This window comes from Pelagerythrobacter marensis, assembly GCF_036700095.1.
Classification (GTDB): Bacteria; Pseudomonadota; Alphaproteobacteria; order Sphingomonadales; family Sphingomonadaceae; genus Pelagerythrobacter; species Pelagerythrobacter marensis_A.
Genome location: NZ_CP144918.1, coordinates 2,538,751 through 2,564,548, shown reverse-complemented (window position 1 = coordinate 2,564,548; position 25,798 = coordinate 2,538,751). Strand labels below are relative to the sequence as shown.

General features: G+C 64.7%; 23 protein-coding genes. 14 read left to right on the top strand and 9 right to left on the bottom strand.

The features are described 5' to 3' along the window. Nucleotides 1-40: 40 nt before the first annotated feature. Together V5F89_RS12170 and V5F89_RS12165 are read right to left on the bottom strand one after the other, a co-directional pair. On the bottom strand, nucleotides 41-1,237 hold the full coding sequence (locus V5F89_RS12170) for a DUF1343 domain-containing protein (RefSeq protein WP_338445896.1): 1,197 nt from the start codon (nucleotides 1,235-1,237) through the stop codon (nucleotides 41-43). Further along, nucleotides 1,234-1,776: a DOMON-like domain-containing protein gene (locus V5F89_RS12165; protein ID WP_338445895.1), complete on the bottom strand. Its 543-nt coding sequence runs from the start codon at nucleotides 1,774-1,776 to the stop codon at nucleotides 1,234-1,236. The genes V5F89_RS12170 and V5F89_RS12165 overlap by 4 nt, the downstream gene beginning before the upstream one ends. A gap of 45 nt (nucleotides 1,777-1,821) precedes the next feature. Here V5F89_RS12165 and tyrS point away from each other — a divergent pair, with 45 nt between their 5' ends. The 7 genes from tyrS to aqpZ all read left to right on the top strand — a co-directional run bounded on the left by tyrS (nucleotide 1,822) and on the right by aqpZ (nucleotide 8,757). Beyond that, the gene (tyrS, locus tag V5F89_RS12160) at nucleotides 1,822-3,051 is read left to right on the top strand and encodes a tyrosine--tRNA ligase (RefSeq protein WP_338445894.1); all 1,230 of its coding nucleotides are present in this window, start codon (nucleotides 1,822-1,824) and stop codon (nucleotides 3,049-3,051) included. Between the two features lie 111 nt (nucleotides 3,052-3,162). After that, on the top strand, nucleotides 3,163-3,498 hold the full coding sequence (locus tag V5F89_RS12155) for a PilZ domain-containing protein (RefSeq protein WP_338445893.1): 336 nt from the start codon (nucleotides 3,163-3,165) through the stop codon (nucleotides 3,496-3,498). A gap of 82 nt (nucleotides 3,499-3,580) precedes the next feature. Next, nucleotides 3,581-4,879, top strand: a complete 1,299-nt coding sequence (locus V5F89_RS12150) for an MFS transporter (protein WP_338445892.1) — start codon at nucleotides 3,581-3,583, stop codon at nucleotides 4,877-4,879. Beyond that, nucleotides 4,876-5,796, top strand: a complete 921-nt coding sequence (cysK, locus tag V5F89_RS12145) for a cysteine synthase A (RefSeq protein WP_338445891.1) — start codon at nucleotides 4,876-4,878, stop codon at nucleotides 5,794-5,796. The genes V5F89_RS12150 and cysK overlap by 4 nt, the downstream gene beginning before the upstream one ends. A gap of 123 nt (nucleotides 5,797-5,919) precedes the next feature. Further along, complete coding sequence (locus V5F89_RS12140; protein ID WP_338445890.1) at nucleotides 5,920-7,071, top strand: FAD-dependent oxidoreductase; 1,152 nt, start codon at nucleotides 5,920-5,922, stop codon at nucleotides 7,069-7,071. A 40-nt stretch (nucleotides 7,072-7,111) separates the two neighbouring features. After that, on the top strand, nucleotides 7,112-7,816 hold the full coding sequence (locus V5F89_RS12135) for a dienelactone hydrolase family protein (RefSeq protein ID WP_338445889.1): 705 nt from the start codon (nucleotides 7,112-7,114) through the stop codon (nucleotides 7,814-7,816). A 215-nt stretch (nucleotides 7,817-8,031) separates the two neighbouring features. Next, nucleotides 8,032-8,757: an aquaporin Z gene (gene aqpZ, locus V5F89_RS12130; protein WP_338445888.1), complete on the top strand. Its 726-nt coding sequence runs from the start codon at nucleotides 8,032-8,034 to the stop codon at nucleotides 8,755-8,757. A 60-nt stretch (nucleotides 8,758-8,817) separates the two neighbouring features. Here aqpZ and V5F89_RS12125 read toward each other — a convergent pair whose 3' ends face one another. The 4 genes from V5F89_RS12125 to V5F89_RS12110 form a co-directional block, all read right to left on the bottom strand. Beyond that, nucleotides 8,818-10,623, bottom strand: a complete 1,806-nt coding sequence (locus V5F89_RS12125) for an acyl-CoA dehydrogenase C-terminal domain-containing protein (RefSeq protein ID WP_338445887.1) — start codon at nucleotides 10,621-10,623, stop codon at nucleotides 8,818-8,820. Nucleotides 10,624-10,649: 26 nt separating this feature from the next. Then, nucleotides 10,650-11,090 (bottom strand): MerR family DNA-binding transcriptional regulator, encoded by a 441-nt coding sequence (locus V5F89_RS12120; protein WP_338445886.1) that lies wholly within the window; start codon nucleotides 11,088-11,090, stop codon nucleotides 10,650-10,652. 30 nt (nucleotides 11,091-11,120) lie between these two features. Further along, nucleotides 11,121-11,468, bottom strand: coding sequence for a phosphoribosyl-AMP cyclohydrolase (gene hisI, locus V5F89_RS12115; protein WP_338445885.1), 348 nt, complete (start codon nucleotides 11,466-11,468; stop codon nucleotides 11,121-11,123). Between the two features lie 312 nt (nucleotides 11,469-11,780). Beyond that, the gene (locus V5F89_RS12110; protein ID WP_338445884.1) at nucleotides 11,781-12,608 is read right to left on the bottom strand and encodes a ComF family protein; all 828 of its coding nucleotides are present in this window, start codon (nucleotides 12,606-12,608) and stop codon (nucleotides 11,781-11,783) included. Between the two features lie 54 nt (nucleotides 12,609-12,662). On the opposite strand from V5F89_RS12110, the gene V5F89_RS12105 reads away from it, so the two are divergent. Next, complete coding sequence (locus tag V5F89_RS12105) at nucleotides 12,663-13,418, top strand: methyltransferase domain-containing protein (RefSeq protein WP_338445883.1); 756 nt, start codon at nucleotides 12,663-12,665, stop codon at nucleotides 13,416-13,418. On the opposite strand, the gene ppdK is transcribed toward V5F89_RS12105, so the two are convergent. The 3 genes from ppdK to V5F89_RS12090 all read right to left on the bottom strand — a co-directional run bounded on the left by ppdK (nucleotide 13,415) and on the right by V5F89_RS12090 (nucleotide 19,206). Beyond that, nucleotides 13,415-16,078, bottom strand: coding sequence for a pyruvate, phosphate dikinase (ppdK, locus tag V5F89_RS12100; RefSeq protein ID WP_338445882.1), 2,664 nt, complete (start codon nucleotides 16,076-16,078; stop codon nucleotides 13,415-13,417). The two genes, V5F89_RS12105 and ppdK, sit on opposite strands and share 4 nt — an antisense overlap. 41 nt (nucleotides 16,079-16,119) lie before the next feature. Further along, nucleotides 16,120-18,228, bottom strand: a complete 2,109-nt coding sequence (gene glyS, locus V5F89_RS12095; protein ID WP_338445881.1) for a glycine--tRNA ligase subunit beta — start codon at nucleotides 18,226-18,228, stop codon at nucleotides 16,120-16,122. Nucleotides 18,229-18,306: 78 nt separating this feature from the next. Beyond that, complete coding sequence (locus V5F89_RS12090) at nucleotides 18,307-19,206, bottom strand: glycine--tRNA ligase subunit alpha (protein WP_338445880.1); 900 nt, start codon at nucleotides 19,204-19,206, stop codon at nucleotides 18,307-18,309. A gap of 144 nt (nucleotides 19,207-19,350) precedes the next feature. On the opposite strand from V5F89_RS12090, the gene V5F89_RS12085 reads away from it, so the two are divergent. The 6 genes from V5F89_RS12085 (at nucleotide 19,351) to V5F89_RS12060 (ending at nucleotide 25,738) form a co-directional block, all read left to right on the top strand. After that, nucleotides 19,351-20,280 (top strand): TraB/GumN family protein, encoded by a 930-nt coding sequence (locus tag V5F89_RS12085; RefSeq protein WP_338445879.1) that lies wholly within the window; start codon nucleotides 19,351-19,353, stop codon nucleotides 20,278-20,280. Beyond that, the gene (locus V5F89_RS12080; protein WP_338445878.1) at nucleotides 20,277-21,161 is read left to right on the top strand and encodes a TraB/GumN family protein; all 885 of its coding nucleotides are present in this window, start codon (nucleotides 20,277-20,279) and stop codon (nucleotides 21,159-21,161) included. The genes V5F89_RS12085 and V5F89_RS12080 overlap by 4 nt, the downstream gene beginning before the upstream one ends. A gap of 123 nt (nucleotides 21,162-21,284) precedes the next feature. Beyond that, entirely contained in the window at nucleotides 21,285-21,965 is a 681-nt protein-coding gene (locus V5F89_RS12075) for a 50S ribosomal protein L25/general stress protein Ctc (RefSeq protein WP_338445877.1), read from the top strand. A 135-nt stretch (nucleotides 21,966-22,100) separates the two neighbouring features. Beyond that, nucleotides 22,101-24,044 carry an acetate--CoA ligase gene (gene acs / locus V5F89_RS12070; RefSeq protein ID WP_338445876.1) on the top strand — a complete coding sequence of 648 codons (1,944 nt, stop codon included), beginning with the start codon at nucleotides 22,101-22,103 and terminating at the stop codon, nucleotides 24,042-24,044. 52 nt (nucleotides 24,045-24,096) lie between these two features. After that, nucleotides 24,097-24,666, top strand: coding sequence for an aminoacyl-tRNA hydrolase (pth, locus tag V5F89_RS12065; RefSeq protein WP_338445875.1), 570 nt, complete (start codon nucleotides 24,097-24,099; stop codon nucleotides 24,664-24,666). Between the two features lie 76 nt (nucleotides 24,667-24,742). After that, the gene (locus tag V5F89_RS12060; protein WP_338445874.1) at nucleotides 24,743-25,738 is read left to right on the top strand and encodes an SDR family oxidoreductase; all 996 of its coding nucleotides are present in this window, start codon (nucleotides 24,743-24,745) and stop codon (nucleotides 25,736-25,738) included. Nucleotides 25,739-25,798: the final 60 nt, after the last annotated feature.

Below are 25,798 nucleotides of genomic sequence, written 5' to 3'. Positions count from 1 at the left end.
ATAGGTCCCCTACTGCACGGCACGCGTCAAGGGGTGATCTCTAGTATCGAAGATACGGTGCGATCTTTTCTCGCCATTGACGTTCGTCCCTGGCGGCCAACTGGTCGAGATCGGCTGGTTCGGCATCGGGATCATCGACCCAGGTGCGCAGCGTAGGGCCGCCGTTGATGACGTCGATCGCCAGGCGGTCGAGTTCGTACTCGTATGCGAAATCGCGCCACAAAGGATAATCGGGGTGAAGCCGGCGGATCGCCTTGAAGGCGAGCGACTGAAGCCGCCACGGGCGAAACGTGTCGTGCGCATAGAACGGCCCCTCCGCATGGATCATCAGCGCGTTGCACAGCTTGCCGGCGTGTTTGTGGAACGTCGGCTCGAACCAGCATTCGCGCAGGGCGCAGCCGGCCGGCCATTCGGGGGCGAGCCGCTCCATCTCGGCCCGAACGGCGGCAGCGTCGAGATCGGGGGCGCCGAAGAGAACCTCCAGCGGACGGGTCGTGCCCCGCCCTTCGCTGAGCGTCGTCCCTTCCAGCATGACCGTCCCGGCATAGGCGCGGGCCATGTTGACATTGGCGGCGTTGGGGCTGGGATTGATCCAGATCCGGTCATCGGGCCACCCGTGCCCAGGGCCATCCGGCTGCCAACCCTCCATCGCGATCACGCGATAATCGACATCCAGCCCGAAGTGCTCGACGAACCAGTGCCCCATCTCGCCCATCGTCAGGCCGTGCCGCATCGGCATGGGCGCGGCGCCGACGAAGCTTTCCTGCCCCGGCAGCAGAGACAGTCCCTCGATCGGGCGACCGGCCGGATTCGGGCGGTCGAGCACCCAGACGCTCTTCTTGTGCCGCGCAGCCTCGTCGAGCAGGTAGAGGAGCGTCGTCACGAACGTGTAGATCCGGCAACCGAGGTCCTGCAGGTCGAACAGGAACAAGTCGGCACTGGCCATCATCTCTTCGGTGGGGCGGCGGACCTCGCCGTAGAGGCTGAAAACCGGGATGCCCAGGCGCGGATCGATATCGTCGGCCGTTTCGACCATGTTGTCCTGCTTGTCGCCCTTCAATCCGTGTTGCGGACCGAAGGCACTGGCAATGTCGATCCCCGCTGCGACCAGCGCATCCAGGCTGTGCGTCAGATCGGCCGTGACCGACGCCGGATGGGCGACAAGGGCGACCCGCTTGCCATCGAGCGGTTTTCTCAGTTCGCGGTCGGCGAGCAGCCGGTCGATGCCGAATTTCATGCGCCGGCGGGTGCCGCAAGCCGTGCCGCGAAGCAAGCCTCGTGATGAAAATTGGGCCCATGATCGGGATGGGCGATGGCCCAGTAACTCCTGGCTCCGCCCTCCTCCTCGATCACTGCGCAAAGTGCTGCCGCGCAGTCGCCCGTGGGCAATCCGCCGCGCGGCAGCGTGGCATCGAAGATGGCCATGGCGGTTCCCAGCCGGAGCGTGCATTCGGGCTCGCGCGGGAATGCCCGTTCGGTCATCCCGTCCCGATAGGCGGAGAAGTCATATGCCGCCCAGCGCTCGGATGGGGAAAGGTTGATCTCGCAATAGGCGCTTCCCCGGTCGGGCTTCAGAAAGAGTTCGAAGCAGGTCGTGCGCCACAGCTCGTCGGCGCGGCCGCGGCCGGCGAACGGGGGCACGACGAGCTTGCCGATGCCTTCGATCCGCCAGCGCAGCCGCAGCCAGTCGCTGTCCGAATTCAACACCCGGGCTTCGACACGTTTCACCTCGAGCGGCGGATGGTCCCGATGGGCGGTCAGTTCATGCGTTTGCAAGCAGGTATCCTCGTGCTAGGCGCCGCCCCGCATCCGAGGGCTTTGATGACGACGACTTACGAATCCGACCTGCTGCGCGTGCTCGACGAACGCGGCTATGTCCACCAGACGACCGACGCGACAGGGCTGGATGCCCTCGCCGCGCGGCAGATCGTGCCCGGCTATATCGGGTTCGACGCGACGGCGCCTTCGCTTCACATCGGCAGCCTCGTGCAGATCATGATGCTGCGTCGCCTCCAGCAGACGGGTCACAAGCCGATCGTCCTGATGGGCGGCGGAACCACGCGCATCGGCGATCCGACCGGCCGCGACGAAAGCCGCAAGATGCTGACGGACGAAACGATCGCCGCCAATATCGCCGGCATTCGCACGGTTTTCGAACGGTTGCTGGTTTTCGGCGACGGGCCGACCGATGCGGTGCTGGTCGACAACCAGGACTGGCTGGGCGAGCTGGGCTATATCGAGATGCTGCAGAAAGTGGGCACGCATTTCACGGTCAATCGGATGCTGACGTTCGATTCCGTGCGGCTGCGCCTCGATCGCGAACAGCCGATGACGTTCCTCGAATTCAACTACATGATCCTGCAGGGTTACGATTTTCGACACCTGGCGAAGGAAATGGGTGCGCGCCTGCAGATGGGCGGCAGCGATCAGTGGGGCAATATCGTCAACGGGGTGGAACTCGGCCGGCGGATGGACGGGATCGAACTGTTCGGACTGACCACGCCGCTGCTGACCACGGCGGACGGCGCCAAGATGGGCAAGACCGCGAGCGGCGCGGTCTGGCTGAACGAGGCGCAGCTGCCGTCCTACGATTTCTGGCAGTATTGGCGCAACGTCGATGATCGCGACGTGGGCCGCTTCCTGCGCCTGTTCACCGATCTTCCGCTGGACGAGATCGCGCGGCTCGAGGCGCTGGAAGGCAGCGAAATCAACACCGCCAAGACCGTGCTGGCCAATGCCGTTACCGCGCTCGTTCGCGGCGAAGAAGCAGCCCGGGCAGCCGAAGCGACGGCGGCCGAGACATTCGCGGGCGGCGCGGGGGAGGACTTGCCGACACTGGCGGTAGGGCCACAGGGCCTGCGGATCGCCGCGGCGCTGACCGCGATCGGCTTCACCGCCTCCAATGGCGAGGCCAAGCGCAAGGTCGCCGAAGGTGCTGTCAGGCTCGATGGCGATACGGTGGTTGATCCAGGGCAGGTCGTGCTGCCTGCGGAGGGGCAAGAGCTGCGGCTCAGCCTGGGCAAGAAGAAGCACGGCATTCTCACCCGCTAAGTGGTAAATGCGGCACAGGCGGGCACATTTCGCACGCTGCGGGTTTTACCAATTGTCAGCCTTTCACCGGCAAGACGACGGCACCAACCGACGAACAGAGAGTGGTCATCCTTGCCAGCCGGAGCAAACCTGAGCGTAACCGATCAGCGCCGTGCCGCGCGCCATCCGGTCGATCACAACGTCATCGCCGAACACCACGTTCGGGGAGACGTGCCGCTGCACATCAGCAACATTTCCGCCCACGGTTTCATGGTCGACAACGCGCGCGATCTCGCCCGGGGGGACCGCCTGATGGTCCGCCTGCCGGTAATCGGCCTCATCGAAGCCTATGTGATCTGGACGCGCGACACCCGGGCCGGGCTGCAGTTCGAACGGATCATTCGCGCCGACGACTTCGCGCAATTGATCGACAACCTGCACGCAAACCCGCGGCTTCGTCACCCCTGACGGCGGGACAGCCAAGCGTCGCTTTCCGGCCGGGTCGTTCTGATTGCTTGGCTTGCGGAACGCCCGGTGCCATTGCGCCCCTGTGACCGAAACTTCCACGTCTTCCCCGTTCCGCGTCGCCAATTTTCGCGCGTACTGGCTGTCACGCCTGACGATGACGCTGGCGCAGTATGCGATGATGCTGATCATCGGATGGCAGACCTACAACATCGCGCGCGACGGCGGCATGAGTGTCGGGGGCGCTTCGGGCCAGCTCGCGCTGATCGGGCTGTTCCAGTTCGTTCCGCTGTTCCTGCTGACCCCGTTTTCCGGGCTCGCCGCCGACCGCTTCGACCGGCGCGACCTTGCGCGGTTGACGATCCTGCTCCAGCTGGCCTGCGCCGTGGCGCTCGCGCTGCTGACCTGGCAGGAGGAGATCCGTCTCCACTGGCTCTATGCCATTGCCGTGGTGTTGGGCGTTGTGCGGGCTTTCAACGGGCCGGCCTTGTCGGCGCTTGCCCCCAACCTCGTCCCCAAGGCGATTTTGCCCAACGCGATCGCGCTCAGCTCGATCGCCTGGCAGACGGGGATGATCGTCGGCCCGGCCATAGGGGGATACCTCTACGCCATCGTGCCTGCCCTTCCCTATGCCGCGGCGGCCGCGCTGTTTGCCGTTTCGATCACAGCCTTGTCGTTCATCGGGAAAGTCCCCCAACCGCCGATACCCGGCGCCGCGCGACCGATCGGGCAAATGGTGGACGGATTGCGCTACGTAATGCGCAACAGGATGGTTCTGGGGGCAATCACGCTCGACCTGTTCGCGGTTTTCCTCGCGGGTGCCACCGCGCTGTTTCCCGTCTACGCCCGCGATATCCTGCAGGTCGGGGAAACGGGTCTTGCCCAGCTCGCCATGGCGCCGGCTGCAGGCGCTGCGCTGACCGCGCTATGGTTTTCCTTCCGACCGCTCAAGACCAACGTCGGGCCCAAGATGCTGTGGGCCGTGGCGGTTTTCGGACTGGCGACCGTCGTCTTCGGGCTTTCCACCTGGATGCCCTTGAGCCTCGCGATGCTGTTCATCGTGGGCGCGGCCGACATGTTCTCGGTCTATATCCGCCAGTCGCTGATCCAGCTTCACACCCCCGACGACAAGCGCGGGCGCGTCTCCTCGGTCTCGCTGCTGACGATTTCCGCATCGAACGAGTTCGGCGATTTCTTCTCGGGAACGCTGGCCTGGCTGATCGGCCCGGTGCTGGCGGTTGTCAGCGGCGGGATCGGGGCGATCGCCACCGTCGCGCTGTGGGCACGGCTGTTTCCCGTTCTTCGCACGACACGGACCTTTGACCCGCCTCGCGAATTGGACGATCATATCCCCGAAGACAAGCTGCAGGAGCAGATGCCATGAAAGCCGCCAATGTCCTCGAAACCATCGGCAGGACCCCCCACATCCGCCTGTCGCGCCTGTTTCCAGACCATGAAGTCTGGGTAAAAAGCGAACGCGCCAACCCCGGCGGCTCGATCAAGGATCGCATCGCTCTCGCCATGGTGGAAGATGCAGAGAAAACGGGCGCGCTCAAGCCCGGCGGCACCATTATCGAACCGACCAGCGGCAACACCGGCATCGGCCTTGCGATGGTGGCCGCGGTCAAGGGCTACAAGCTCGTTCTCGTCATGCCCGAAAGCATGAGTGTGGAGCGCCGCCGCCTCATGCTCGCCTATGGCGCAACCTTCGATCTCACGCCGAAGGAAAAGGGCATGAAGGGCGCGATCGAACGCGCAAGCGAACTGGCGGCCGAAACCGAAGGCGCATGGATCCCGAGCCAGTTCGACAACGAAGCGAACTGGAAAGTTCACGTGGCCACGACCGCAAGGGAGATTCTGGAAGACTTTCGCGACACGCCGATCGATGTGCTGGTCACCGGCGTGGGCACCGGAGGCCATCTCACCGGATGCGCCGAAGAGCTGAAGCGCGAATGGAGCGGGATGAAGGCCTATGCGGTCGAACCCGAGCTTTCGCCGGTCATTTCCGGCGGACAGCCCGGCCCGCATCCGATTCAGGGAATCGGCGCCGGATTCATTCCGGGCAACCTGCATACCCAGGCAATCGACGGGGCGTTTCAGGTCACGGCCGACGAAGCAAAGGATATGGCCCGCCGCTGCGCCCGCTCCGAGGGATTGCTGGTCGGCATCTCCAGCGGGGCCACGCTGGCCGCGATCGCCAACAGGCTGGGCGAGTTCGATCAGGGTGCGCGCATCCTCGGGTTCAATTACGACACCGGCGAGCGCTATCTGTCCGTGCCCGACTTCCTGCCGGAAGAATAGGCCGCCCCGGTTCGCCGTTCTTCCCGGTCGTCTTCCCGCGACCCGAAAGCGATCCGCTTGCGTCCGCACGCGCGAAAGGCTTAGCTGGCTCCGCGGATTCGTGGCGTGACAGGGAGAGGGGCAGTGCAGCACGCCGTTCGGCGCAGAGCGTTTCTTGCCGGAACATCGGCAGCCCTGCTGGCCGGCTGTACCCGCGCCGGCATGGCGATTCCCGCTGGGCAGCCTCAGCGCAGGCTCATGCCGCTCGCTCTCGACATGGCGCACCTGATGAAGATCACCGTGTGCCTGCGCCCCTTCCGCCCGGCCGGGCCGCGCCTCGAGGTCGAGCGGTTCGGCGACAAGACCGTGGTGCACAATTACGGCCACGGCGGCGCGGGCTGGTCGCTCGGTTGGGGATGCGCCGACGAAGCGGCTGCACTCGCGCGCTCGGGCGGCGGCGATGACTTCGCCGTGATCGGTGCCGGCGTGATCGGGCTCACCAGTGCGCTGCGCCTGATCGAGAGCGGTGCCAGGGTCACGATCTATGCCGAGGAGTTTCCGGCAGAAACACGATCGGCACGGGCCACCGGCGTATGGTCGCCGAGTAGCCGGATCGCGCTGGCCGATGCCGCTCCGGCCGGCTTTGCCGAACGATGGGAAAGCTGGGCGCGGGCGTCCCATGCTACGCATTTGCGTATGGTGGGATTGCTCGGCGATCCGGTGGAGTTCCTGCCGCAGTACGAAGTTGCCGGCGGAGACGACACCGATACGCCCTCCCCACCCGCGACGCATGACTTCCTCCATATTCACCGCCGGGTGCGGGATTTGACCCCGCCCTGGCGCATTCTGGACGATCGCGAAAACCCCTTTGCTCCGCGACGAACCGCGAGCGGCCAGGGCATGGTGTTCAACGTCGCGAGCTACGCGGACAGGCTGGCCCGGCTGTTCATGTTGCGCGGTGGCCGAATGGTTCGCCGCACTTTCCCCGATCGCGCCGAGGCCCTGGCGCTGCCGGAGCCGGTGATCGTCAACTGCATGGGATATGGCGCGAAGGCGATCTGGGGCGATCCGACGGTCGTGCCGGTCCGCGGCCAGATCGGCTGGCTGATCCCCCAGCCCGAGGCGCGATATACGCTCTATTACGGCGGCGTGAATGCCATCTCGCGCCGGGATGGGGTTGTCATCCAGTACTACGGTCCGAACGAGGATTTCGGTTACGGCGAGACCAGTGAAGCTCCCGATCCGGCCGAAACCGAACGCGCCCTGGCGATCTTGCGACAGGCCTATCCCCGGTGAAGATCATGCCCGGACGCCATATGGAGCGCGTATCCGATCTATGAGCGACTTCGAGACTGTCTCCTATCGCGACGGCGATCTTGCGCTCACAGGCCATCTCGTCCGTCCGGACACGGCGCCGCGCGGTGCGATTGCGGTATTTCCGACAATCATGAACACGACCCCCGCGGTCGAGGCAAAGGCGCGGGCGCTGGCGAAGGCCGGCTATCTTGCCATGATCGCAGACTTCTACGGCCGCCGGCCGGAAGGTCCCGTTGCGTTCGAATGGGCCGATGCCCTGCGTGCCGATGTCGCGGTCTGGCGTGGGCGCCTGCGTGCGGCTCTCGTCGCGCTGCACGATGCCGCGCCGGACCATCCAAAGGCCGCGATCGGCTTCTGCATGGGCGGACAGGCGGTGCTCGAACTCGCCCGAGACGGTGCGCAGCTTGAGCTTGTGGCCAGTTTCCACGGTCTGCTCGATACCAGGGCACCCGCCGAACCCGGAGCGATCAAGGCACGGGTGCTGGTCTGCCACGGCGACGCCGATCCGCTCGTTCCGCGCGAGCACGTGCTGGACTTCTGGCAGGAGATGGATCGTGCCGGCGCAGACTGGCACTTTCACAGCTATGGCCGGGTCAAGCACGGCTTCACCAATCCCGACCCTCCGCCGGGCAACGATGTCGTGGCCTACGATTCGAGTGCCGATCGGCAGAGTTGGGCGGCAATGCTCGGCCTGTTGGAGGAAGTGCTTGAAGACAAGCGATAAAATCGCCGCAATATCATGAAATTGCGTTAGATTTATAGTATTCTTGCGTCTGGATCGGGCGATGTGGGTGGCACGGCTCGATACTTTGCGCGGGTCCACCGGCGGTGCAATCCGGGTTGTGCCCGAAGACCGCATATCTGAAAGGCATTCTCCAGCTCCGATTTATATCGTACTGCTTTCTCCGGGAAATTGGGTGGAGAAGAGGAGGAAACGATATGGTCCGTAGATTGGGGGCCGAATTCTTCGGCACGTTCTGGCTGGTGTTCGGCGGCTGCGGTTCGGCCGTTCTTGCGGCGGGATTTCCCGAACTGGGCATCGGCTTCGCGGGTGTTGCACTGGCGTTCGGGCTTACCGTCCTGACGATGGCCTATGCCGTCGGCGGTATTTCGGGCGGACATTTCAATCCCGCGGTAACGCTCGGTCTGGTCCTGGCGAACCGCGTATCGTGGAGCGACGTGGTTCCCTATTGGATCGCGCAAGTGGTGGCGGCGATCGTCGCTGGCGCGGCGCTGTTCGCGATTGCATCCGGCCAGGCCGGTTTCGAGGCGGGCGGGTTTGCCACCAATGGATTCGGCGAGCTTTCTCCGGGCGGCTATTCGATGGAGGCGGCGCTGCTGATCGAGGTTATCCTCACCGCAGGGTTCCTGATCGTGATCCTGGGAGCGACGTCGAGGGTTGCGCCGGCCGGTTTCGCGCCACTGGCGATTGGCCTTGCGCTGACGCTGATCCACCTGATCTCGATCCCGGTGACCAACACCTCGGTCAACCCCGCGCGTTCGACCGGGGTTGCACTGTTTGCCGATACCGCGGCGATGGGGCAGCTTTGGCTCTTCTGGGTTGCGCCGCTGGTCGGAGCGGCCCTGGGTGCGCTGATCTGGCGCTTCTTCCTGATGCCTGGCGAGGGGCTCGAAGATCTCGCCGGCGAAGCGGAGAAGAGCTGAGCCGATCGCCCGGTATCGGCTCCCGGCGCAACGCCGGTATCGATACCGGGCAAGGCTGCTTCAGGCGGCGGTGGAGAAGGCTTCTGCGCTGAGCGCCATCATGGCCTCGCTGCCGGCCTCGAGCTTGCGGCGCAGCGCGCCGGCATCGGGCAGGAAGCGCTCCGCATAATATCGGGCGGTAACCAGCTTGGCCTCGTAAAAGGCCTTGTCCTCGCCGCCCTCTGCCAGCTTCGTCTGCGCGACCCGGGCCATGCGGAGCCACATCAGGCCGAGCGTGACGATGCCCATGATGTGCATGTAGTGGTGCGCGCCCGCGCCAAGATCGTTCGGGTTTTCCATCGCGTTCTGCATGAACCACATCGTGGCGGCCTGCTGTTCGTTCAGTGCCTTTTCCAGCCGCTCGGCAATGAAGGCGAGCCCTTCATCGCCCTTGGCGGCGGAAACCTCCTCCTCGATCAGTTTGAAGAAGGCCTGGACCGCCGCACCGCCGTTCTTCGCCAGCTTCCTGCCACAAAGGTCCATGGCCTGAATGCCATTGGTACCTTCGTAAATCTGGGTAATGCGGGCATCGCGCACGAACTGCTCCATGCCCCATTCCTTGATATAGCCGTGGCCGCCGAAGACCTGTTGCATATTGACGGCCGTCTCGAACCCCTTGTCGGTTCCGTAACCCTTGATGACCGGCGTCATCAGGCCGAGCAGCATGTCGGCTTCGGCCCGTTCCTCTTCGGTCTCGGCCTTGTGCGACAGATCGACCAGCAAGGCGCCCCACAGCGCCAGCGCGCGGAAGCCTTCGGTGAAGGCCTTGGCATCCATCAGCATGCGGCGGACATCGGGATGGACGATGATCGGGTCGGCCTTCTCCTCGGGGTCGGCAGGGCCGGTCAGCGCCCGCCCCTGCCGCCGGTCCAGCGCGTAGGCAACCGCATTCTGGTAAGCCGCCTCGGCCTGGCTGAAGCCCTGAATGCCGACGCCCAGACGCGCGGCGTTCATCATGATGAACATCGCGGCGAGGCCTTTGTTCTCCTCGCCGACCAGCCAGCCCTTGGCCCCGTCGTAGTTCAGCACGCAGGTCGAGTTACCGTGGATCCCCATCTTGTGCTCGATCGAGCCGCAGGTGACACCGTTGCGCTCCCCCAGCGACCCATCGTCGTTCACCAGGACCTTGGGCACCACGAACAGCGAGATGCCCTTGGTCGAATCGGGCGCGCCGGGGGTCTTTGCCAGCACGAGGTGGATGATCTGCTCGGTCAGGTCGTGCTCGCCGGCCGAGATGAAGATCTTGGTTCCCGTGATCGCATAGCTGCCGTCGTCCTGCGGCTCGGCCTTGGTGCGGATCAGGCCCAGGTCGGTGCCGCATTGCGGCTCGGTAAGGTTCATCGTGCCCAGCCATTCGTTGGCGATCATCTTCGGCACGTACTTCGCCTGCTGCTCCGGCGAGCCTTTGGCGAGGAGCGCCGAAACCGCGCCGTTGGTGAGGCCGGGATACATGCCGAACGCCTGGTTAGCCGACGAGATGAACTCCTCGATCACGAACCCGAGCACGTGCGGCATGCCCTGCCCGCCGAATTCCTCGGGCGCGGAGATCGTGCCCCAACCCGCTTCGCGGAACTGCTCGAAGGCCTCCTTGAAACCCGGCGGCGTGGTCACTGTGCCGTCGTCGTGCCGGGTGCAACCGTGTTCGTCGCCGGACTGGTTGAGCGGCGCGAGCACTTCCGAACAGAACTTGCCCGCCTCGTTGATGACCGTATCGATCATGTCGGGCGTGGCGCTTTCGAACCCCGGCAGGCCGGCGTAGCTCGCCAGGTCCAATACTTCGTTCACCACGAAACGCGTGTCGCGGGCGGGGGCGGAATAGATCGGCATCGAATAGTGTCCTGCAGAAGGTCGGGTCAGTCGGAATCGATCGATTCGACCAGTTTGATGAAGGCCGAAAGCTCCTTGATCGACGAATCGATGTCTGCTTTCTGACGCTTGAGCTTGGCGACGTGAGCGCGACATTTCTCGATCGTTACGCGGCGCTGCTCCACCCGGCCGTCGCCGAGATCGTAGAGGTCGATCATCTCGCGGATTTCCGACAGCGAGAAGCCGACATTCTTGGCGCGCATGATCCAGGCGAGCCGTGCCCGGTCCCGTTTCGAATAGACGCGCGAAAGGCCGATTCGCTTGGGCGCGATCAGCCCCTCGTCCTCGTAGAAGCGAAGCGCGCGCGCCGTGCAGTCGAACTCCGCGGTCAGGTCGGAGATCGAATATTGCTCGCGCGAATGCTTGTCCGGCCGTTCCAGATGGGCACCGGAATGCTGATTGGGGAGCTTGCGGGCGGGTTCTGACATGGGACCAGAATAATACCCTTTACGTAAACGTCAATCTTCGAGCGCGACCAGCGCGTCATCTTCGAGGCGGCGGAAGAAGCAGCTGTCGGCGCCGGTATGACAGGTGGGCCCCCGGGGAATGCATCGCAGAACCAGCGCGTCCTGGTCGCAGTCCACCAGAATCTCCACCACATCCAGCATATTGCCCGATGTTTCGCCCTTCAGCCACAGCTTGCCGCGCGAACGCGAATGAAAGTGCGCCAGGCCTGTTTCGCGGGTGCGGTCGAGCGCCTCCCGGTCCATATGGCCGACCATACGCACCGCGTTGTCGCGCGCATCGACAACCACTGCGGTCAGCAAACCGCCGGCATCGAATTTCGGTTCGAACGTGTCGGTCATCGTATCTCCGGGGCAGCAGCGTTCGGAACGCCGTTAGCCGGTTTGTTGCACGATAACCACAACCGCCAGGCAAAATCGGCATGAAATGCACATGACGCTTTGATGAACGAACCGGAGATGGGAATAGGCGACTGCACTCCGCAAGGAATGCCCACCGACTGTTCGGTGCCGCAAGAGCGCCGGGTTCAGGGGACTGGGGACGCAGCCCGCCGATTGGCGATGGCGCCCCCGAAAAACGTTGAGGGATCGGATCCCGCGTGGCCGACTGGGGGGTATGGTCACCGAGCCTTAGGGCGGATCCAATGATTTTCGTCACGTGGCGCCCGGAGCTTCGGCTTCGGGCGTTTCGTTATGGGCAAGGCGCCGCCTGCCCGGGCCTTGCTCGCCGGCCCTATACCCGCCGGCGTCGATGACGCGCGCGAAGCAGGCGATGATAACGCGCCCGGCTCCGGCACGTTTCAGAGCCGCAACGCAGGCTTCGCTGGTTGCCCCACTCGTCAGGACATCATCGACCAGTATGATCTGCGCACCGTCGAACCGGCGGCGATGACGGGGCGATACGCCGATCGCACCACGCAGCGCACGCTTGCGGGCCGATCGCCCCAGGCCCCCGAGTGCCGGCGTCTGTCGGTTCCTGCACAACCCGTCCACCACGAGCCGCGCGTCCGTTCCCCGGGCAATTTCCGCTGCCAGCAAGGCGGCCTGATTGAAGCCTCTGCGCCACAGACGCCAGCGATGGAGCGGAACCGGCACGACCAGCCATTCGCCGTCCAACGCCGGCAAACGAGCGACGATGAGGCGCGCGAGCATCGGTGCAAGGCCGATGCGCCGGCCGTGCTTGTAGGCCAGAACGAGCTTGCGCGACATCTGGTTGTAAATCGTTCCGGCAGCGATTCCGTCGTGTTCGGGCGGCTGCACGAGGCAGCGGGCGCACACCCCCTGCCCCAGCGCAAGATTGTCGGGCAGCGGCCATTGGCACAAGGCACAAGCAGGCTCTCCCGGAATCTCCAGATCCGCCCAGCAGGTCTGGCAAAGCCCGTCCTGACTGGCGATACCTGCGCCGCAGGCCGGGCAACGGGGCGGATAGATCAGGTCGACCAACGGTGCGATGGAATCGCGCAGGATGCTCGCGGCCGGCATAATGCGAGGCTGTCGCGCTTGCATGGCGAATGCAAGCCCGGCAGAGGCCGCCGCATGAATGCCCCCCGTGTCCCGAAAATCTTCTCCTATTCTCGCCGCCGGGCGCGTTGGCGCCGCGCGATCGGCCGGCAACGCCGCGGCGATGCGGCCGATTTTCTGTACCGTTCGCTGGCGGAAGACATCGACGACCGGCTGGACTTCATGAACGTCCGCCCCGGATCGGTGTTGATCCGCGGCGATCCCACCGGCCTATCCCGGGCCATGTTCGAGCGCCTTGGCGCCACGGTTACGGAGATCACGCCGCTCGACGGGCAAGAGGAAGCGGCGATCGACGGGCGGTTCGACGTCATCGCCAGCCTCGCGGATATCGATACCGTGAACGACGTTCCGGGCGCGCTCATTCACTCTCGCAACGCCATGGCACCTGGCGGCATCGCGATGATCGCCTTTGTCGGCGCAGGCAGTCTGGCCAATCTGCGCAGAGCCTTGCTCGCGGCCGAACCCGACCGGCCGGCAGCACGAATGCATCCGATGATCGATATACAGGCAGGCTCCGCCCTGATGCAGCGTGCCGGGTTCGCCCGGCAGGTGGCCGACAGCTATCCGCTGAAGGCAAGCTATCGCCAGTTCGACCGGCTGGTCGACGATCTACGCAGCCAGGCGCTGACCAACGTGCTCGCCGTGCAACCGCCGCCGCTCAGCCGCCAAGCGCTGCAACGGGCGAGAGAGTCCTTTCTCGAAGGAGCCGACGCGGAAGGGCGCGTGACCGAAACCTTCGAAATCGTCGTTCTGACCGGATGGAAGGATTAGCGCAGCGCCGCTTGGGCAGCCGCGAGTCTGGCAATCGGCACCCGGTAGGGGGAAGCGCTGACGTAATCGAGCCCCACCTGCTCGCAGAATGCGATGCTGGCCGGGTCGCCGCCATGCTCGCCGCAGATGCCGAGTTTGATGTCGCCGCGCGTTGCGCGACCGCGCTTCGCCGCGATCTCGACGAGTTGTCCGACACCGTCGATATCGAGGCTGACGAAGGGGTCGCGCGCGAAAATGCCGCGATCCACGTATTGCGCCAGGAAGCGCGCCGAATCGTCCCTCGAAACGCCGAGAGTCGTCTGCGTCAAATCATTGGTTCCGAAGGAGAAAAAGCGTGCTTCTTCGGCAATTTCTCCCGCCATCAGCGCGGCGCGGGGCAGTTCGATCATCGTCCCGACCAGATAGGCGACCTCGCGGCCCTTCTCCGCGAAGACTTCGGCGGCGATCCGGTCGATCAGCTCGCGCAGCAAGGCCAGTTCGCGCTTCGTCGCAACCAGCGGAATCATGATCTCGGGCAAAGGTGCCGCGCCGCTCGCTTCGGCAACGTCGCAGACCGCCTCGAAGATGGCCCTGGCCTGCATCTCGTAAATCTCGGGATAGGTGATCCCGAGCCTGCAGCCCCGATGACCGAGCATGGGGTTGAATTCGTGCAGCTCGCCCGCCCGCCGCTTGAGGTGATCCACACCCAGCCCGGTCGCATCGGCGAGTTCGGCGAACTCGGCATCGCCGTGCGGCAGAAATTCGTGTAGCGGCGGATCGAGCAGGCGGATCGTGCAAGGCAGCCCCGCCATTACCTCGAATATTTCGCGGAAGTCGGCGCGCTGTTCGGGCAGCAGTTTGGCCAGCGCCGCCCGGCGGCCTTTCTCGCTGTCGGCCAGGATCATCTCGCGCACCGCCCTGATCCGTCTTGCGTCGAAGAACATGTGTTCGGTGCGGCACAGCCCGATCCCTTCGGCGCCGAACTGGCGCGCCATGCGGCAATCGGCCGGAGTCTCTGCATTGGTGCGGACTTTCATGCGCCGATGCTTGTCCGCCCATTCCATCAAGGTGCCGAAATCGCCCGCCAGCTCCGGTTCGATCGTGGCCACATGACCGGCCATGACCTGTCCATTGCCCCCATCGAGCGTGAGCGTGTCGCCTTCCGACAACTCGCGCTCGCCAATGCGCAGGGTCCGGTTCTTGAGATCGATCGACACGCCGGGCGCCCCTGAGACGCACGGCCGCCCCATCCCCCGCGCGACGACCGCCGCGTGTGACGTCATGCCGCCGCGAGCGGTCAGAATGCCCTGGGCAGCGTGCATTCCGTGAATGTCTTCCGGGCTGGTTTCCACCCGCACCAGGATCACCTTTTCCCCCCGATGCGACCACTGTTCGGCCGTGTCGGCGTCGAGCACGATCCGTCCGGATGCGGCCCCCGGCGAGGCGGGAAGTCCTGTGGTCAGGACGTCACGCGGCGCATCCGGATCGAGTGTCGGGTGCAGCAACTGATCGAGCGCCATCGGATCGACCCGCAGGATCGCGGTCTTCTCGTCGATCAGCCCCTCCCCGACCATATCCACCGCCAGCTTGAGCGCGGCCTTTGCGGTACGCTTGCCGCTGCGCGTCTGGAGCATCCACAGCTTCCCGCGCTCCACGGTGAATTCGATATCCTGCATGTCGCGATAATGCCGCTCGAGCAGTTCGAATACCTGCACCAGTTCGGCATAGGCGTCAGGCATCGCCTCTTCCATCGAGAGCGGCTTCGCGCCCGCCGCTTCGCGCGCGGCCTTCGTGAGGTATTGCGGGGTGCGGATGCCGGCGACGACGTCTTCGCCCTGGGCGTTGATCAGGTATTCGCCGTAGTAAGCCTTCTCGCCCGTCGCCGGGTCGCGCGTGAATGCGACGCCGGTGGCGGAGGTTTCCCCCATATTGCCGAATACCATCGCCTGGACGTTGACCGCAGTGCCCCAGTCGCCCGGGATATCGTTGAGCCTGCGATAGACCTTGGCCCGTTCCGAATCCCAGCTGTCGAAGACCGCGCGGATCGCGCCCCAGAGCTGATGATGCACGTCCTGCGGAAAATCCTCGCCGAGCTGCTCGCGAACGATGGCCTTGTACTGCGCAACCAGCGCCTGCCAGTCTTCGCATTCCATTTCCGTATCGTTGTAGAAGCCTTTGTCTTCCTTGGCGATTTCGAGTGCTTCTTCGAACAGTCCATGATCGAGGCCGAGCACCACGTCGGAATACATCTGGATGAAGCGGCGGTAGCTGTCCCAGGCAAAGCGCGGGTCGCCGGAAGCGGTCGCAAGGCCTTCCACCGTCTCGTCATTGAGACCGAGGTTCAGGACGGTGTCCATCATCCCCGGCATCGAGACGCGGGCACCGGAGCGGACCGAAACGAGCAACGGATCGACTGCATCCCCGAACCGCTTTCCAACGGATTTTTCGATATGCTTCAGCGCCTGGGCGACATCGTCTTGCAATTGGCTGGAGAAATCGCCGCCATCCTTCAGATAACGGACACATTCGTCGGTCGCGATGGTAAAGCCCGGCGGAACCGGAAGACCGATCGCGGCCATCTCCGCCAGATTGGCGCCTTTCCCGCCGGTAACGGTCTTGTCCTTCTGCCGAGCATTCGTATGCGAAGAATCGCCGCCGAAGGTGAAAACCGTCTGTTCCATTCTGTTCCTACTGATCCCGGTGGATTGCGCCCGAGCGCCCGTTATCCCTCGATCCGAGAGAAATCCGCCACGTTGTGTACCGCAGCGCGAAAGCGTGCAAGCAGGTCGAGCCGGAAGTGGCGCTTGTTTTCTTCATCTGCGTTTACCGTCACTTCATCGAAGAAGCGATCGATGGGCGCGCGCAGGGACGCGAGTGCCATCATGGCGGCACCGAAATCCTCATCGGCAACCGCCTGCTTCGCGCGCGGCTCGGCTTCGGCAAGTGCGTCGACCAGCGCGGCCTCGGCAGGCTCCAGCGCATAACCCGCCTCGCGCGCATGTCGCTCGGACATCTTGGCATCGATTACGCCCTTCAGATCGGGATCGTCGACTATCGCCAGGGGGTCTTCCTCCCCCGTCTGTGCGATTTCGCCCTCGATCCCGTGCCAATCTTCCTTCTTCAGGATATTGGCGGCACGCTTGTAGGCGGCGAGGAGGTTCGCCCCGTCTTCGGTTTCGATGAAGGTCTGCAAAGCGCTCACACGAGCAAGAAGGCGTACGAGGTCGTCTTCGTTCCCGAGCGCGAAGACCGCATCGATCAGATCGTGCCGGACGCCTGCCTCGCGCTGCTGGACCTTCAGGCGGTCGGCGAAGAATTCGAGGAGGTCGCCTGTGCCCACGCTCATGCGCAGTTCGTTGTCGGTAAGCAGGCGGATCACGCCGAGGGCCGCCCTGCGAAGCGCGAACGGATCTTTCGAGCCGGTCGGCTTTTCGTCGATCGAGAAGAAGCTGCGAAGAGTATCCAGCTTGTCCGCGAGCGATACGGCCACGGTTATCGGCGCCGAGGGCACTTCGTCGCCCTGCCCCACCGGCTTGTAGTGATCGCGGACGGCATCGGCGACGTCGCCGGGCAAACCTTCGGCACGAGCGTAATATCCGCCCATAAGACCCTGAAGTTCAGGGAACTCTCCAACCATCTCGGTTACCAGGTCCGCCTTGGCAAGCCGCGCGGCCCGTTCGGCCAGATCGGGGTCGGCCTCGACGATGCCGTTTTCGCACAGCCAGCGCGCCAGCTTCGCCACGCGCTCGACCTTGTCGGCGACGGTGCCCAGCTTTTCGTGGAAAGTAATCCGCTCGAGCCCCTTGGCGTGTTCGGCAAGGGTTTGCTTCCGGTCCACGTCCCAGAAGAACCGCGCGTCGGACAGGCGCGCGGCGAGCACCTTGCGATTGCCGTCGATCACCCGCATGCCGCCGTCTTCCGCGGCGATGTTGGCAGTGCAGACGAAGGCGTTGGCGAGTTCGCCGCTGTCGTTTTCGCAGACGAAATACTTCTGGTTCACGCGGGCGGTGAGTTGGATGACCTCGGGCGGGACCGCGAGGAAGTCCTCGTCGAACCGGCCGAGCAGCGGCACAGGCCATTCGGTCAGCCCGGCATTCTCGATCACCAGCCCTTCGTCTTCGACCAGCGTCAACCCCGCGTCGGCAGCGGCCTTGCGTGCGCCTTCGCGGATCAGGTTCTGCCTTTCCTCGTGATCGACGATCACATGACACGCGCGCAGCTTGTCGGCATAGTCGGCGACGCTGCCGATCGTGATCTCGCCCGGACAATGGAAGCGATGGCCCCGCGTCGCATAGCCGGAGCGAACGTCGCCCACCGCGCATTCGACCAGATCCTCCCCCAGGATCGCCACGATACCCGAAAGCGGGCGCACCCAGCGCGGCGATTCGGTGCTCAGCGATGCAGCGCCCCAACGCATGGACTTGGGCCACGAGAAGTCGCGCACGATCGCCGGGATCGCTTCCGCCAGCAGTTCGCGCGTGGCGCGGCCGGGAACGCTCTTCACGGCAAAATAAGTCGGGCGCCCCTTTACGTCGCGCACTTCCAGTTCGTCGCGCGTAACGCCGTTCTTGCGGCAGAACCCTTCGACGGCCTGGTCCGGCGCGCCTTCGGGAGGCCCCTTGGCCTCTTCGGATACCGGCTCTGTCGCTTCGGGAAGGTCGCGCGCAATCAGTGCAAGGCGGCGCGGGGTGGACCACACCGTGATTTCGCCCGGGACGATTCCCGCCGCCCCTATCTCGCGGCGGAACAGCTTCTCCAGTTCGGCCCGCGCACCTGCCTGCATCCGGGCGGGAATTTCTTCGGAACGAAGTTCGAGGAGGAAATCAGGCATGCGCCGCCTCCGCCATCGTTTCGACACGAGGCCGGATGTGCGCCACCGCGAATGTGACGGGGTCCGACAGAAACGCCATCACAGCGACCACTCCGGATATTTTGCCTGCCATTCCGGCGCTTTCAACGCGGCATATTTTTCGCAGCTTCCGCGCGCCAGATCGCGCACGCGGCCCATATAGCTGGCGCGTTCCTGCACGCTGATCACGCCGCGGGCCTGGAGAAGGTTGAAAAGGTGGCTGGCTTCCACCGCCTGTTCGTAAGCCGCGATCGGCACGTCGTTCTCGATCGCATTGCGGCACTCCGCCTCCGCCTTGTTGAACAGGTCGAACAGCGCGTCGGTATCGGCTACTTCGAAGTTCCACTTCGACATCTGCCGCTCGTTCTCGAGAAACACGTCGCCGTAGCTTACGCCCTGGCCGTTGAAATCCAGATCGTAAACGTTGTCGACACCCTGGATATACATGGCGAGGCGTTCCAGTCCGTACGTCAGCTCGCCCGCAACCGGCTTGCAGTCGAAACCGCCCATCTGCTGGAAATAGGTGAACTGGGTCACCTCCATCCCGTCGCACCAGACCTCCCAGCCGAGCCCCCAGGCGCCCAGGGTGGGACTTTCCCAGTCGTCTTCCACGAAACGGATATCGTGCTTCAGCGGATCGATGCCGATCGCTTCCAGGCTCTTCAGATAGAGTTCCTGAATGTCGGGCGGGCTCGGCTTCAGGATGACCTGGTACTGGTAATAGTGCTGAAGCCGGTTCGGGTTCTCGCCATAACGGCCGTCGGTCGGGCGGCGGCTTGGCTGGACGAAGGCGGCGTTCCAGGGTTCGGGCCCGAGCGCGCGCAATGTGGTTGCGGTGTGGAACGTGCCCGCACCCATACGCATGTCGTAAGGCTGGAGGATCAGGCAGCCTCGCACGCTCCAGAAATCGTGGAGCGCGAGGATCATGTCCTGGAAGCTGTTCTTCGGGTTCCGGTCCATCGGCCCGGGCCATGGCGGAAGCGAAAAAATCGGTCAATGGTGCTGCGCGCCGCGGCCCGTGGTCGCGGGCGTTCTTGACAGGTGCGCAGGCTGCCCCGCAATCGGTTAACCGTCCGGCAAGGGATCGGGCGCCAGGGACATCGCATGACAGACATCCTTTCCCGACTTGCCGCTGCCGGCTCGGCCGTTGCCCTGGCATTCACCGCACCTGTCCTCGCCGAAAAGCGTGCAGCGGCGCCTGCAACCGAAGTTGTCGAAACCGCCACGACGCCGGCGACCCCGGCGCTTTGGAAAGTCGCCGACGAGGACACGACAATCTGGCTGTTCGGCACCGTCCACGCGCTGCCGGCCGGGATCGAGTGGTATCACGGGCCGGTGGCCGAAGCGCTGGACGGGTCGGAACTGCTGGTTACCGAGATCGAAATGACACCCGAAACGGCAGAGGCGATGCAGGCCCTGATAAGTTCGATTGGAATGCTTCCTGCCGATCAAACCCTGCGCGGGCTGCTGAACGAGGAACAGCGCACCAGCTACGAAGCCGCGCTGGGCCGGCTCGGGCTGCCGCCGGCGGCCTTCGACCGGTTCGAGCCGTGGTACGGCGCGATGATGCTGGCGATGCTGCCGCTGCTTCAGCAAGGCTATAGCCCCGATGCGGGGGTCGAGACCGTGCTCGATCAGGCGCGAACCGAAGGCATCGCGCGCGGCGCTCTGGAAACGATCGAGGAACAGCTTGCGATTTTCGACGGGCTGCCGATCGAAACGCAGATCCGTTTCCTGATGGAGACGGTCGAGGGTATCGACGATATCAAGGCCATGCTCGATCTGATGGTTGCCAAATGGGCCGAAGGCGACGCCGAGGAACTCGCCCGGCTTATCAACGAGAGCATGAGCGATCCGGAGCTGGCCGAACGGCTGCTCTACAGGCGCAATGCCAACTGGGCGCGCTGGATCGAAGAGCGGCTCGATACGCCGGGCACCGTGTTCGTCGCTGTGGGAGCCGGGCACCTGGCCGGGAATCAGAGCGTGCAGGACAAGCTGGCCGAACTGGGAATCGAAACAGCGCGCGTTCAGTGATCTCGCGAACAGCCCTTACGCTTCTGGCACTTCTGATTCTGACGGCTTGCGGCAAGTCCGATCCGCCCCCGGAGTTTGCAGGGCCCGCTTCGCCCGCCCTGTTCGAAATCTCCGCGCCTGGCGGCGGGGTGGAAGGTTGGCTGTTCGGCACGATCCATGCGCTGCCCGATGGCGTCGAATGGAGAACCGAACGCCTCGACGCTGCGCTGGAGAGCGCAGACCTGCTGGTCGTCGAAGTCCGCGATCTCGACGATGCGGAGGCGTTGCGGCGCGCGTTCGACGATCGCGCCTATGCCGAGGGACTGCCGCCGATCGCCCACCGGGTTCCGGGGGAACTGCGCGGCGTGTTGCGCGACCTGCTGGCCGAACATGCCGTTCCTGCCGACACGCTGTCCCGAATGGAGACCTGGGCGGCGGCGTTGACGCTGGCGCAGTATGCCAAGAGCGGGAAGGCGACCAACGGCGTCGACCGCGCCCTGCTGCGCGAAATGCCCCCGGCACGAGTGGTGGAGCTGGAGGGCATGGGGCCGCAACTCGATATATTCGACACCTTGCCCGAAACGGAGCAGCGCGACCTGCTGGCCTCGGTGATCGCAGACATTGCCGTTCAGGGCGATCGGCCTGCCGGACATGCGGCGAACTGGTACTCCGGCGAAATCGCGCATCTCGCCGATCCGGCGACCAGCGCGATCCTCGCCGACCCGGAACTGCGCGCGGCCCTCCACGGCGATCGCAACCGCGCCTGGGCCGAACGGCTCGGGGCAATGCTTTCCGCCGCACCGCGTCCCTTCGTGGCCGTCGGCGCCGCGCATATCGCCGGGGAAGATGGCCTGGCTGCCCTGCTGGCCGAGCGCGGGTATTCCCTCCGCCGTATTCAATAGCCTGCAGCAGGCCGCGCTTGCATTTCCGCCCGGGCCCGCTATAGGCGCGCGCTTCCGGCCATGGTCATCCCTGGAGGCGTGGCGGAAGTTCTGTACTCAAATGCATTTCGAAAGGTAAGCGACATGAGCGACGCTCTGACCCTGCCGGCCGAGACGCGCGATCGGGCTGGCAAGGGAGCCTCCCGTGCACTGCGTCGTGAAGGCCGTGTTCCCGCCGTCATCTACGGCGGCAAGGAAGCCCCCACCCCGATCCACGTCGAGGAACGTCTGCTGGTCAAGCAGCTCGGCACCGGACACTTCATGAATTCGATCGTCGAGATCGAACTGGGCGGCAAGACCGTTCGCACCCTGCCCAAAGATGTGGCTTTCCATCCGGTCACCGATCGCCCGAACCATGTCGACTTCCTGCGCCTGGCCAAGGGTGCCAAGGTCGACGTGGCGGTTCCGGTCCTGTTCGTGAACGAAGAGGCGAGCCCCGGCCTGAAGAAGGGCGGCGTGCTCAATGTCGTGCGGCACGAGCTGGAACTGGTGTGCGACGCCAACCAGATCCCGAGCGAGATCGAAATCGACGTGACCGGCCTCGAAGTCGGCGATTCGATCCACATCAGCCACGTCGAGTTGCCGGAAGGTTCGGAAAGCGCGATCACCGATCGCGACTTCACCATCGCGACCATCGTCGCCCCGTCTGCGCTCAAGCGCGCCGAGGCGGAAGAAGGTGCGGAAGCGTCGGCCGACGATGTCCCGGCGACCGAACAGAATGCCGAAGACGATAGCGGCGACAAGGAAGAAGGCGGCGAGGACTGATCCTCGACCCCCCGTTCCTTTACCCGGAACACGCAACGCCGGCCCAGCGATGGGCCGGCGTTTTGCGTTTGAGCGGTCGCTTGCCTAACCCGGGCGCGGTATACGAATCGCAATCGCACGTCGGGAGAGAGCAGCTTGAGCGAAATCGATCACGAAACCGTCCCCGTTCCCGCCGCAGCGAAGGAACGCGCCGCCTGCTCGCTTGCCGACTACGAGGCGATGTACCGCCGCAGTATCGACGACCCCGAAGGTTTCTGGGCCGAGCAGGCGCAGCGGCTCGACTGGTTCCGCGACCCGCGGACAATCGCGAACTGGAGCTACGACCCGGTCGATATCCGCTGGTTCGAAGACGGTTCGCTGAACATCTGCCACAACGCGGTCGACCGCCATGTCGCAGCCGGCAATGGCGACACCGTCGCCCTGATCTTCGAGCCGGACGATCCGCAGGGCGAAGTGCGCCGCCTGACCTATGCCGATCTTCGCCGCGAGACGATCCGCATGGCGAACACGCTCAAGAAGATGGGCGTGGCCAAGGGCGACCGCGTGACGATCTACATGCCGATGATCCCCGAAGGCGCGATCGCCATGCTCGCCTGCGCCCGCATCGGCGCGGTCCATTCGGTGATCTTCGGCGGTTTCTCGCCCGACGCGATTGCCGGCCGGATCGAGGATTGCGCAAGCGACTGGATCGTCACCGCCGACGAGGGGCTGAGAGGATCGAAGACCGTGCCCCTTAAGGCCAATGTCGACGCAGCGCTGGAGAAAGCCCCGGTCAAGGCCGCGCTGGTCGTGCGCCACACGGGCGCGGACGTGGCCATGACCGAAGGGCGCGATCACTGGTACCACGAACTGTCCCAGGGGGTTGCCGAAGACTGCCCGTGCGAGGAGATGAAGGCCGAAGATCCGCTGTTCATCCTCTACACCTCTGGGTCGACGGGCAAGCCGAAGGGCGTGCTGCATACGGTCGGCGGCTATGCCGTCTGGACCGAAACCACGTTCCGCTATGTCTTCGATTACCGTCCGGGCGAGGTCTACTGGTGCACCGCCGATATCGGCTGGGTCACCGGGCACAGCTATATCGTCTATGGTCCGCTGCAGAACGGTGCGACCGCGCTGATGTTCGAAGGTGTGCCCAACTGGCCCGATCACGACCGTTTCTGGGCAGTGTGCGCCAAGCACAAAGTCAACATCTTCTATACCGCGCCGACCGCGATCCGCGCGCTGATGCGCGAGGGCACGGCCCATGTGCGCAAGCACGACCTGTCGTCCCTGCGCCTGCTCGGCACAGTGGGGGAGCCGATCAATCCGGAGGCCTGGCGCTGGTATCACGATAACGTCGGCCGGGGCGAAACCCCGGTGGTCGATACCTGGTGGCAGACCGAAACGGGGGGGATCATGATTACTACCCTGCCCGGCGCGCACCCGATGAAACCGGGCAGCGCCGGACGCCCGTTCTTCGGCGTATGTCCCGAACTGGTCGACGGCGACGGCCAGGTGCTGGAAGGCGCGGCCAGCGGCAACCTGTGCATCGCCCGCTCGTGGCCCGGGCAGGCGCGCACCGTCTACGGCGATCACGAGCGGTTCGTGCAGACCTATTTCAGCACCTATAGGGGCAAGTATTTCACCGGCGACGGCTGCCGACGCGACGAAGACGGCTATTACTGGATCACCGGGCGGGTGGACGACGTTATCAACGTATCGGGCCACCGCATGGGCACCGCCGAAGTCGAAAGCGCCCTGGTGCTCCACCCCAAGGTAGCGGAGGCGGCGGTGGTTGGCTTCCCGCACGATATCAAGGGCCAGGGGATTTACTGCTACGTCACGCTCAATGCGGGCGAGGAGCCGTCGGACGATCTGGCCGCAGAACTGCGCCAATGGGTGCGCAAGGAAATCGGCCCGATCGCGACGCCCGATCACCTGCACTTCACCCCTGCCCTGCCCAAGACCCGCTCCGGCAAGATCATGCGCCGCATCCTGCGCAAGATCGCCGAGAACGACTACGGTTCGTTGGGCGACACGTCGACGCTGGCCGATCCTTCGCTGGTCGACGGCCTGATCGAGGGGCGGCTGAACCGGTAGAAGACATGGATCGGGGGGTTGTCGTCCTCTCCCGGAACGCTAGAGCGCGCGGATGCAGATTTGGGCTGGCCTCGGCAATCCCGGACCGCAATATGCGCTCCACCGGCACAACGTGGGCTTCATGGCCTGCGACGTGATCGCGGAGATGCACGGTTTCGGCCCGGTGCAGAAGAAATTCTCCGGCTGGGTTCAGGAAGGCCGCATCGGGGGCGAGAAGATCCTGCTGCTCAAGCCCGCGACGTTCATGAACCAGAGCGGGCGCAGCGTGGGCGAGGCGTTGCGCTTCTACAAGCTGGGGGTCGAAGACCTGACGGTCTTTCACGACGAACTCGATCTCGCCCCGTTCAAGATCAAGGTCCGCACGGGCGGCGGCCTTGCCGGACACAACGGACTGCGCTCGATCGACCAGCATCTGGGCCCGGACTTCCGCCGCGTGCGCATCGGCATCGGCCATCCGGGGCACAAGGATCGCGTTACCGGGCACGTCCTCGGCAATTACGCCAAGGCGGAAATGGACACGCTGACCGATATGCTGGCGGCGATCGGGGCAGAGGCGGAGTGGCTCGCACGGGGCGATTCCGCCCGGTTCATGAGCGACGTGGCCTTGCGGATGCAGGGATAGCGAAACGCGCCAGGAGTATCGACCGTGAGCATCGCCTGCGTCTATTGACGTGGCGGATAACTTACAGGAGCAACCGATGCCGACGATCGATCGCCGTTCCCTGCTCGCTGGCGCCGCCGCGACCACCGCACTTGCCGCTACCGCAACGCGCGCCCGGGCCGATGCCGTTTCCGCCAGTCCCGACCTGTCGGGCAAGTCCATCCTCATCACCGGCTGCTCGTCCGGTTTCGGCCGCGTCGGTGCCGAGCACTACGCCCGCCTCGGCGCGAAAGTCTTCGCGACCATGCGGAACCTGCCGCGGCCCGAGGCGGCGGAACTGGAGCGACTGGCACGCGACGAAGACCTCGATATCACCGTGCTCGAACTCGACGTTCTCGACGATGAAATGGTCGCGCGCGCCGTGGCCGAGGCCGAGCGGCAAGCGGGCGGCGCGCTCGATGTTCTGGTGAACAACGCCGGCATCGGAATTTCCGGTCCGATCGAGGTTCAGGACATGGAAGCGACCCGGCTTGCGTTCGATACCAACGTCTTCGGCTATTACCGCGTGGCACGCGCGGTCCTGCCGGCCATGCGCGCTGCCGGCAGCGGTCAGATCTTCGCCGTGTCGTCGCAACTGGGCCGCGTGATCGTGCCCTATGGCGGCCACTATTCGGCCAACAAGTTCGCGGTGGAGGCGATGTTCGAACAGCTCGCCTACGAACTGGTGCCGCACAATATCGATGTCACCATCATCGAGCCGGGCGGCTATCCGACCAGGGTCTGGGTCAACCGCAACATCTACACCAGCGCGCTCAAGGATCGCGCGGCGGAGGTGCACAAGGCCGGCTACCCCGAAATCGTGGCGCGGATGGGGACAGAGGACGGATCGGGCCGGACAGCAGACGTCATGGACATCCCGCACGCGATCGCCGAAATTATCGCCATGCCGCCCGGCACTCGCCCGCTGCGGCGCGCGGTCAGCGGCAGTGCAATCCCGCAAACGGAAATCAACCGCGTTGCCGCCGCCACCCAGGTCGCCTGGCTTGGCCGCTCCGAACGGCTCGGGCCGCTGGTGCGGGCGGTGCACGAATAGCGCATGCTTGTCGCGGCACGGCATTTCTTTATAGCGCCCGCTCCGTAAGGCCGCGTCATT

Coding starts and splice junctions, on each gene's coding strand:
- aqpZ (WP_338445888.1), top strand. CDS start 8,032: ATGGTCCGTAGATTGGGGGCCGAATTCTTCGGCACGTTCTGGCTGGTG.
- V5F89_RS12110 (WP_338445884.1), bottom strand. CDS start 12,608: ATGCCGGCCGCGAGCATCCTGCGCGATTCCATCGCACCGTTGGTCGAC.
- V5F89_RS12060 (WP_338445874.1), top strand. CDS start 24,743: ATGCCGACGATCGATCGCCGTTCCCTGCTCGCTGGCGCCGCCGCGACC.
- V5F89_RS12120 (WP_338445886.1), bottom strand. CDS start 11,090: ATGTCAGAACCCGCCCGCAAGCTCCCCAATCAGCATTCCGGTGCCCAT.
- V5F89_RS12135 (WP_338445889.1), top strand. CDS start 7,112: ATGAGCGACTTCGAGACTGTCTCCTATCGCGACGGCGATCTTGCGCTC.
- cysK (WP_338445891.1), top strand. CDS start 4,876: ATGAAAGCCGCCAATGTCCTCGAAACCATCGGCAGGACCCCCCACATC.
- glyS (WP_338445881.1), bottom strand. CDS start 18,228: ATGCCTGATTTCCTCCTCGAACTTCGTTCCGAAGAAATTCCCGCCCGG.
- tyrS (WP_338445894.1), top strand. CDS start 1,822: ATGACGACGACTTACGAATCCGACCTGCTGCGCGTGCTCGACGAACGC.
- V5F89_RS12085 (WP_338445879.1), top strand. CDS start 19,351: ATGACAGACATCCTTTCCCGACTTGCCGCTGCCGGCTCGGCCGTTGCC.
- V5F89_RS12125 (WP_338445887.1), bottom strand. CDS start 10,623: ATGCCGATCTATTCCGCCCCCGCCCGCGACACGCGTTTCGTGGTGAAC.
- V5F89_RS12170 (WP_338445896.1), bottom strand. CDS start 1,237: ATGAAATTCGGCATCGACCGGCTGCTCGCCGACCGCGAACTGAGAAAA.
- ppdK (WP_338445882.1), bottom strand. CDS start 16,078: ATGGAACAGACGGTTTTCACCTTCGGCGGCGATTCTTCGCATACGAAT.
- pth (WP_338445875.1), top strand. CDS start 24,097: ATGCAGATTTGGGCTGGCCTCGGCAATCCCGGACCGCAATATGCGCTC.
- hisI (WP_338445885.1), bottom strand. CDS start 11,468: ATGACCGACACGTTCGAACCGAAATTCGATGCCGGCGGTTTGCTGACC.
- V5F89_RS12075 (WP_338445877.1), top strand. CDS start 21,285: ATGAGCGACGCTCTGACCCTGCCGGCCGAGACGCGCGATCGGGCTGGC.
- V5F89_RS12090 (WP_338445880.1), bottom strand. CDS start 19,206: ATGGACCGGAACCCGAAGAACAGCTTCCAGGACATGATCCTCGCGCTC.
- V5F89_RS12105 (WP_338445883.1), top strand. CDS start 12,663: ATGAATGCCCCCCGTGTCCCGAAAATCTTCTCCTATTCTCGCCGCCGG.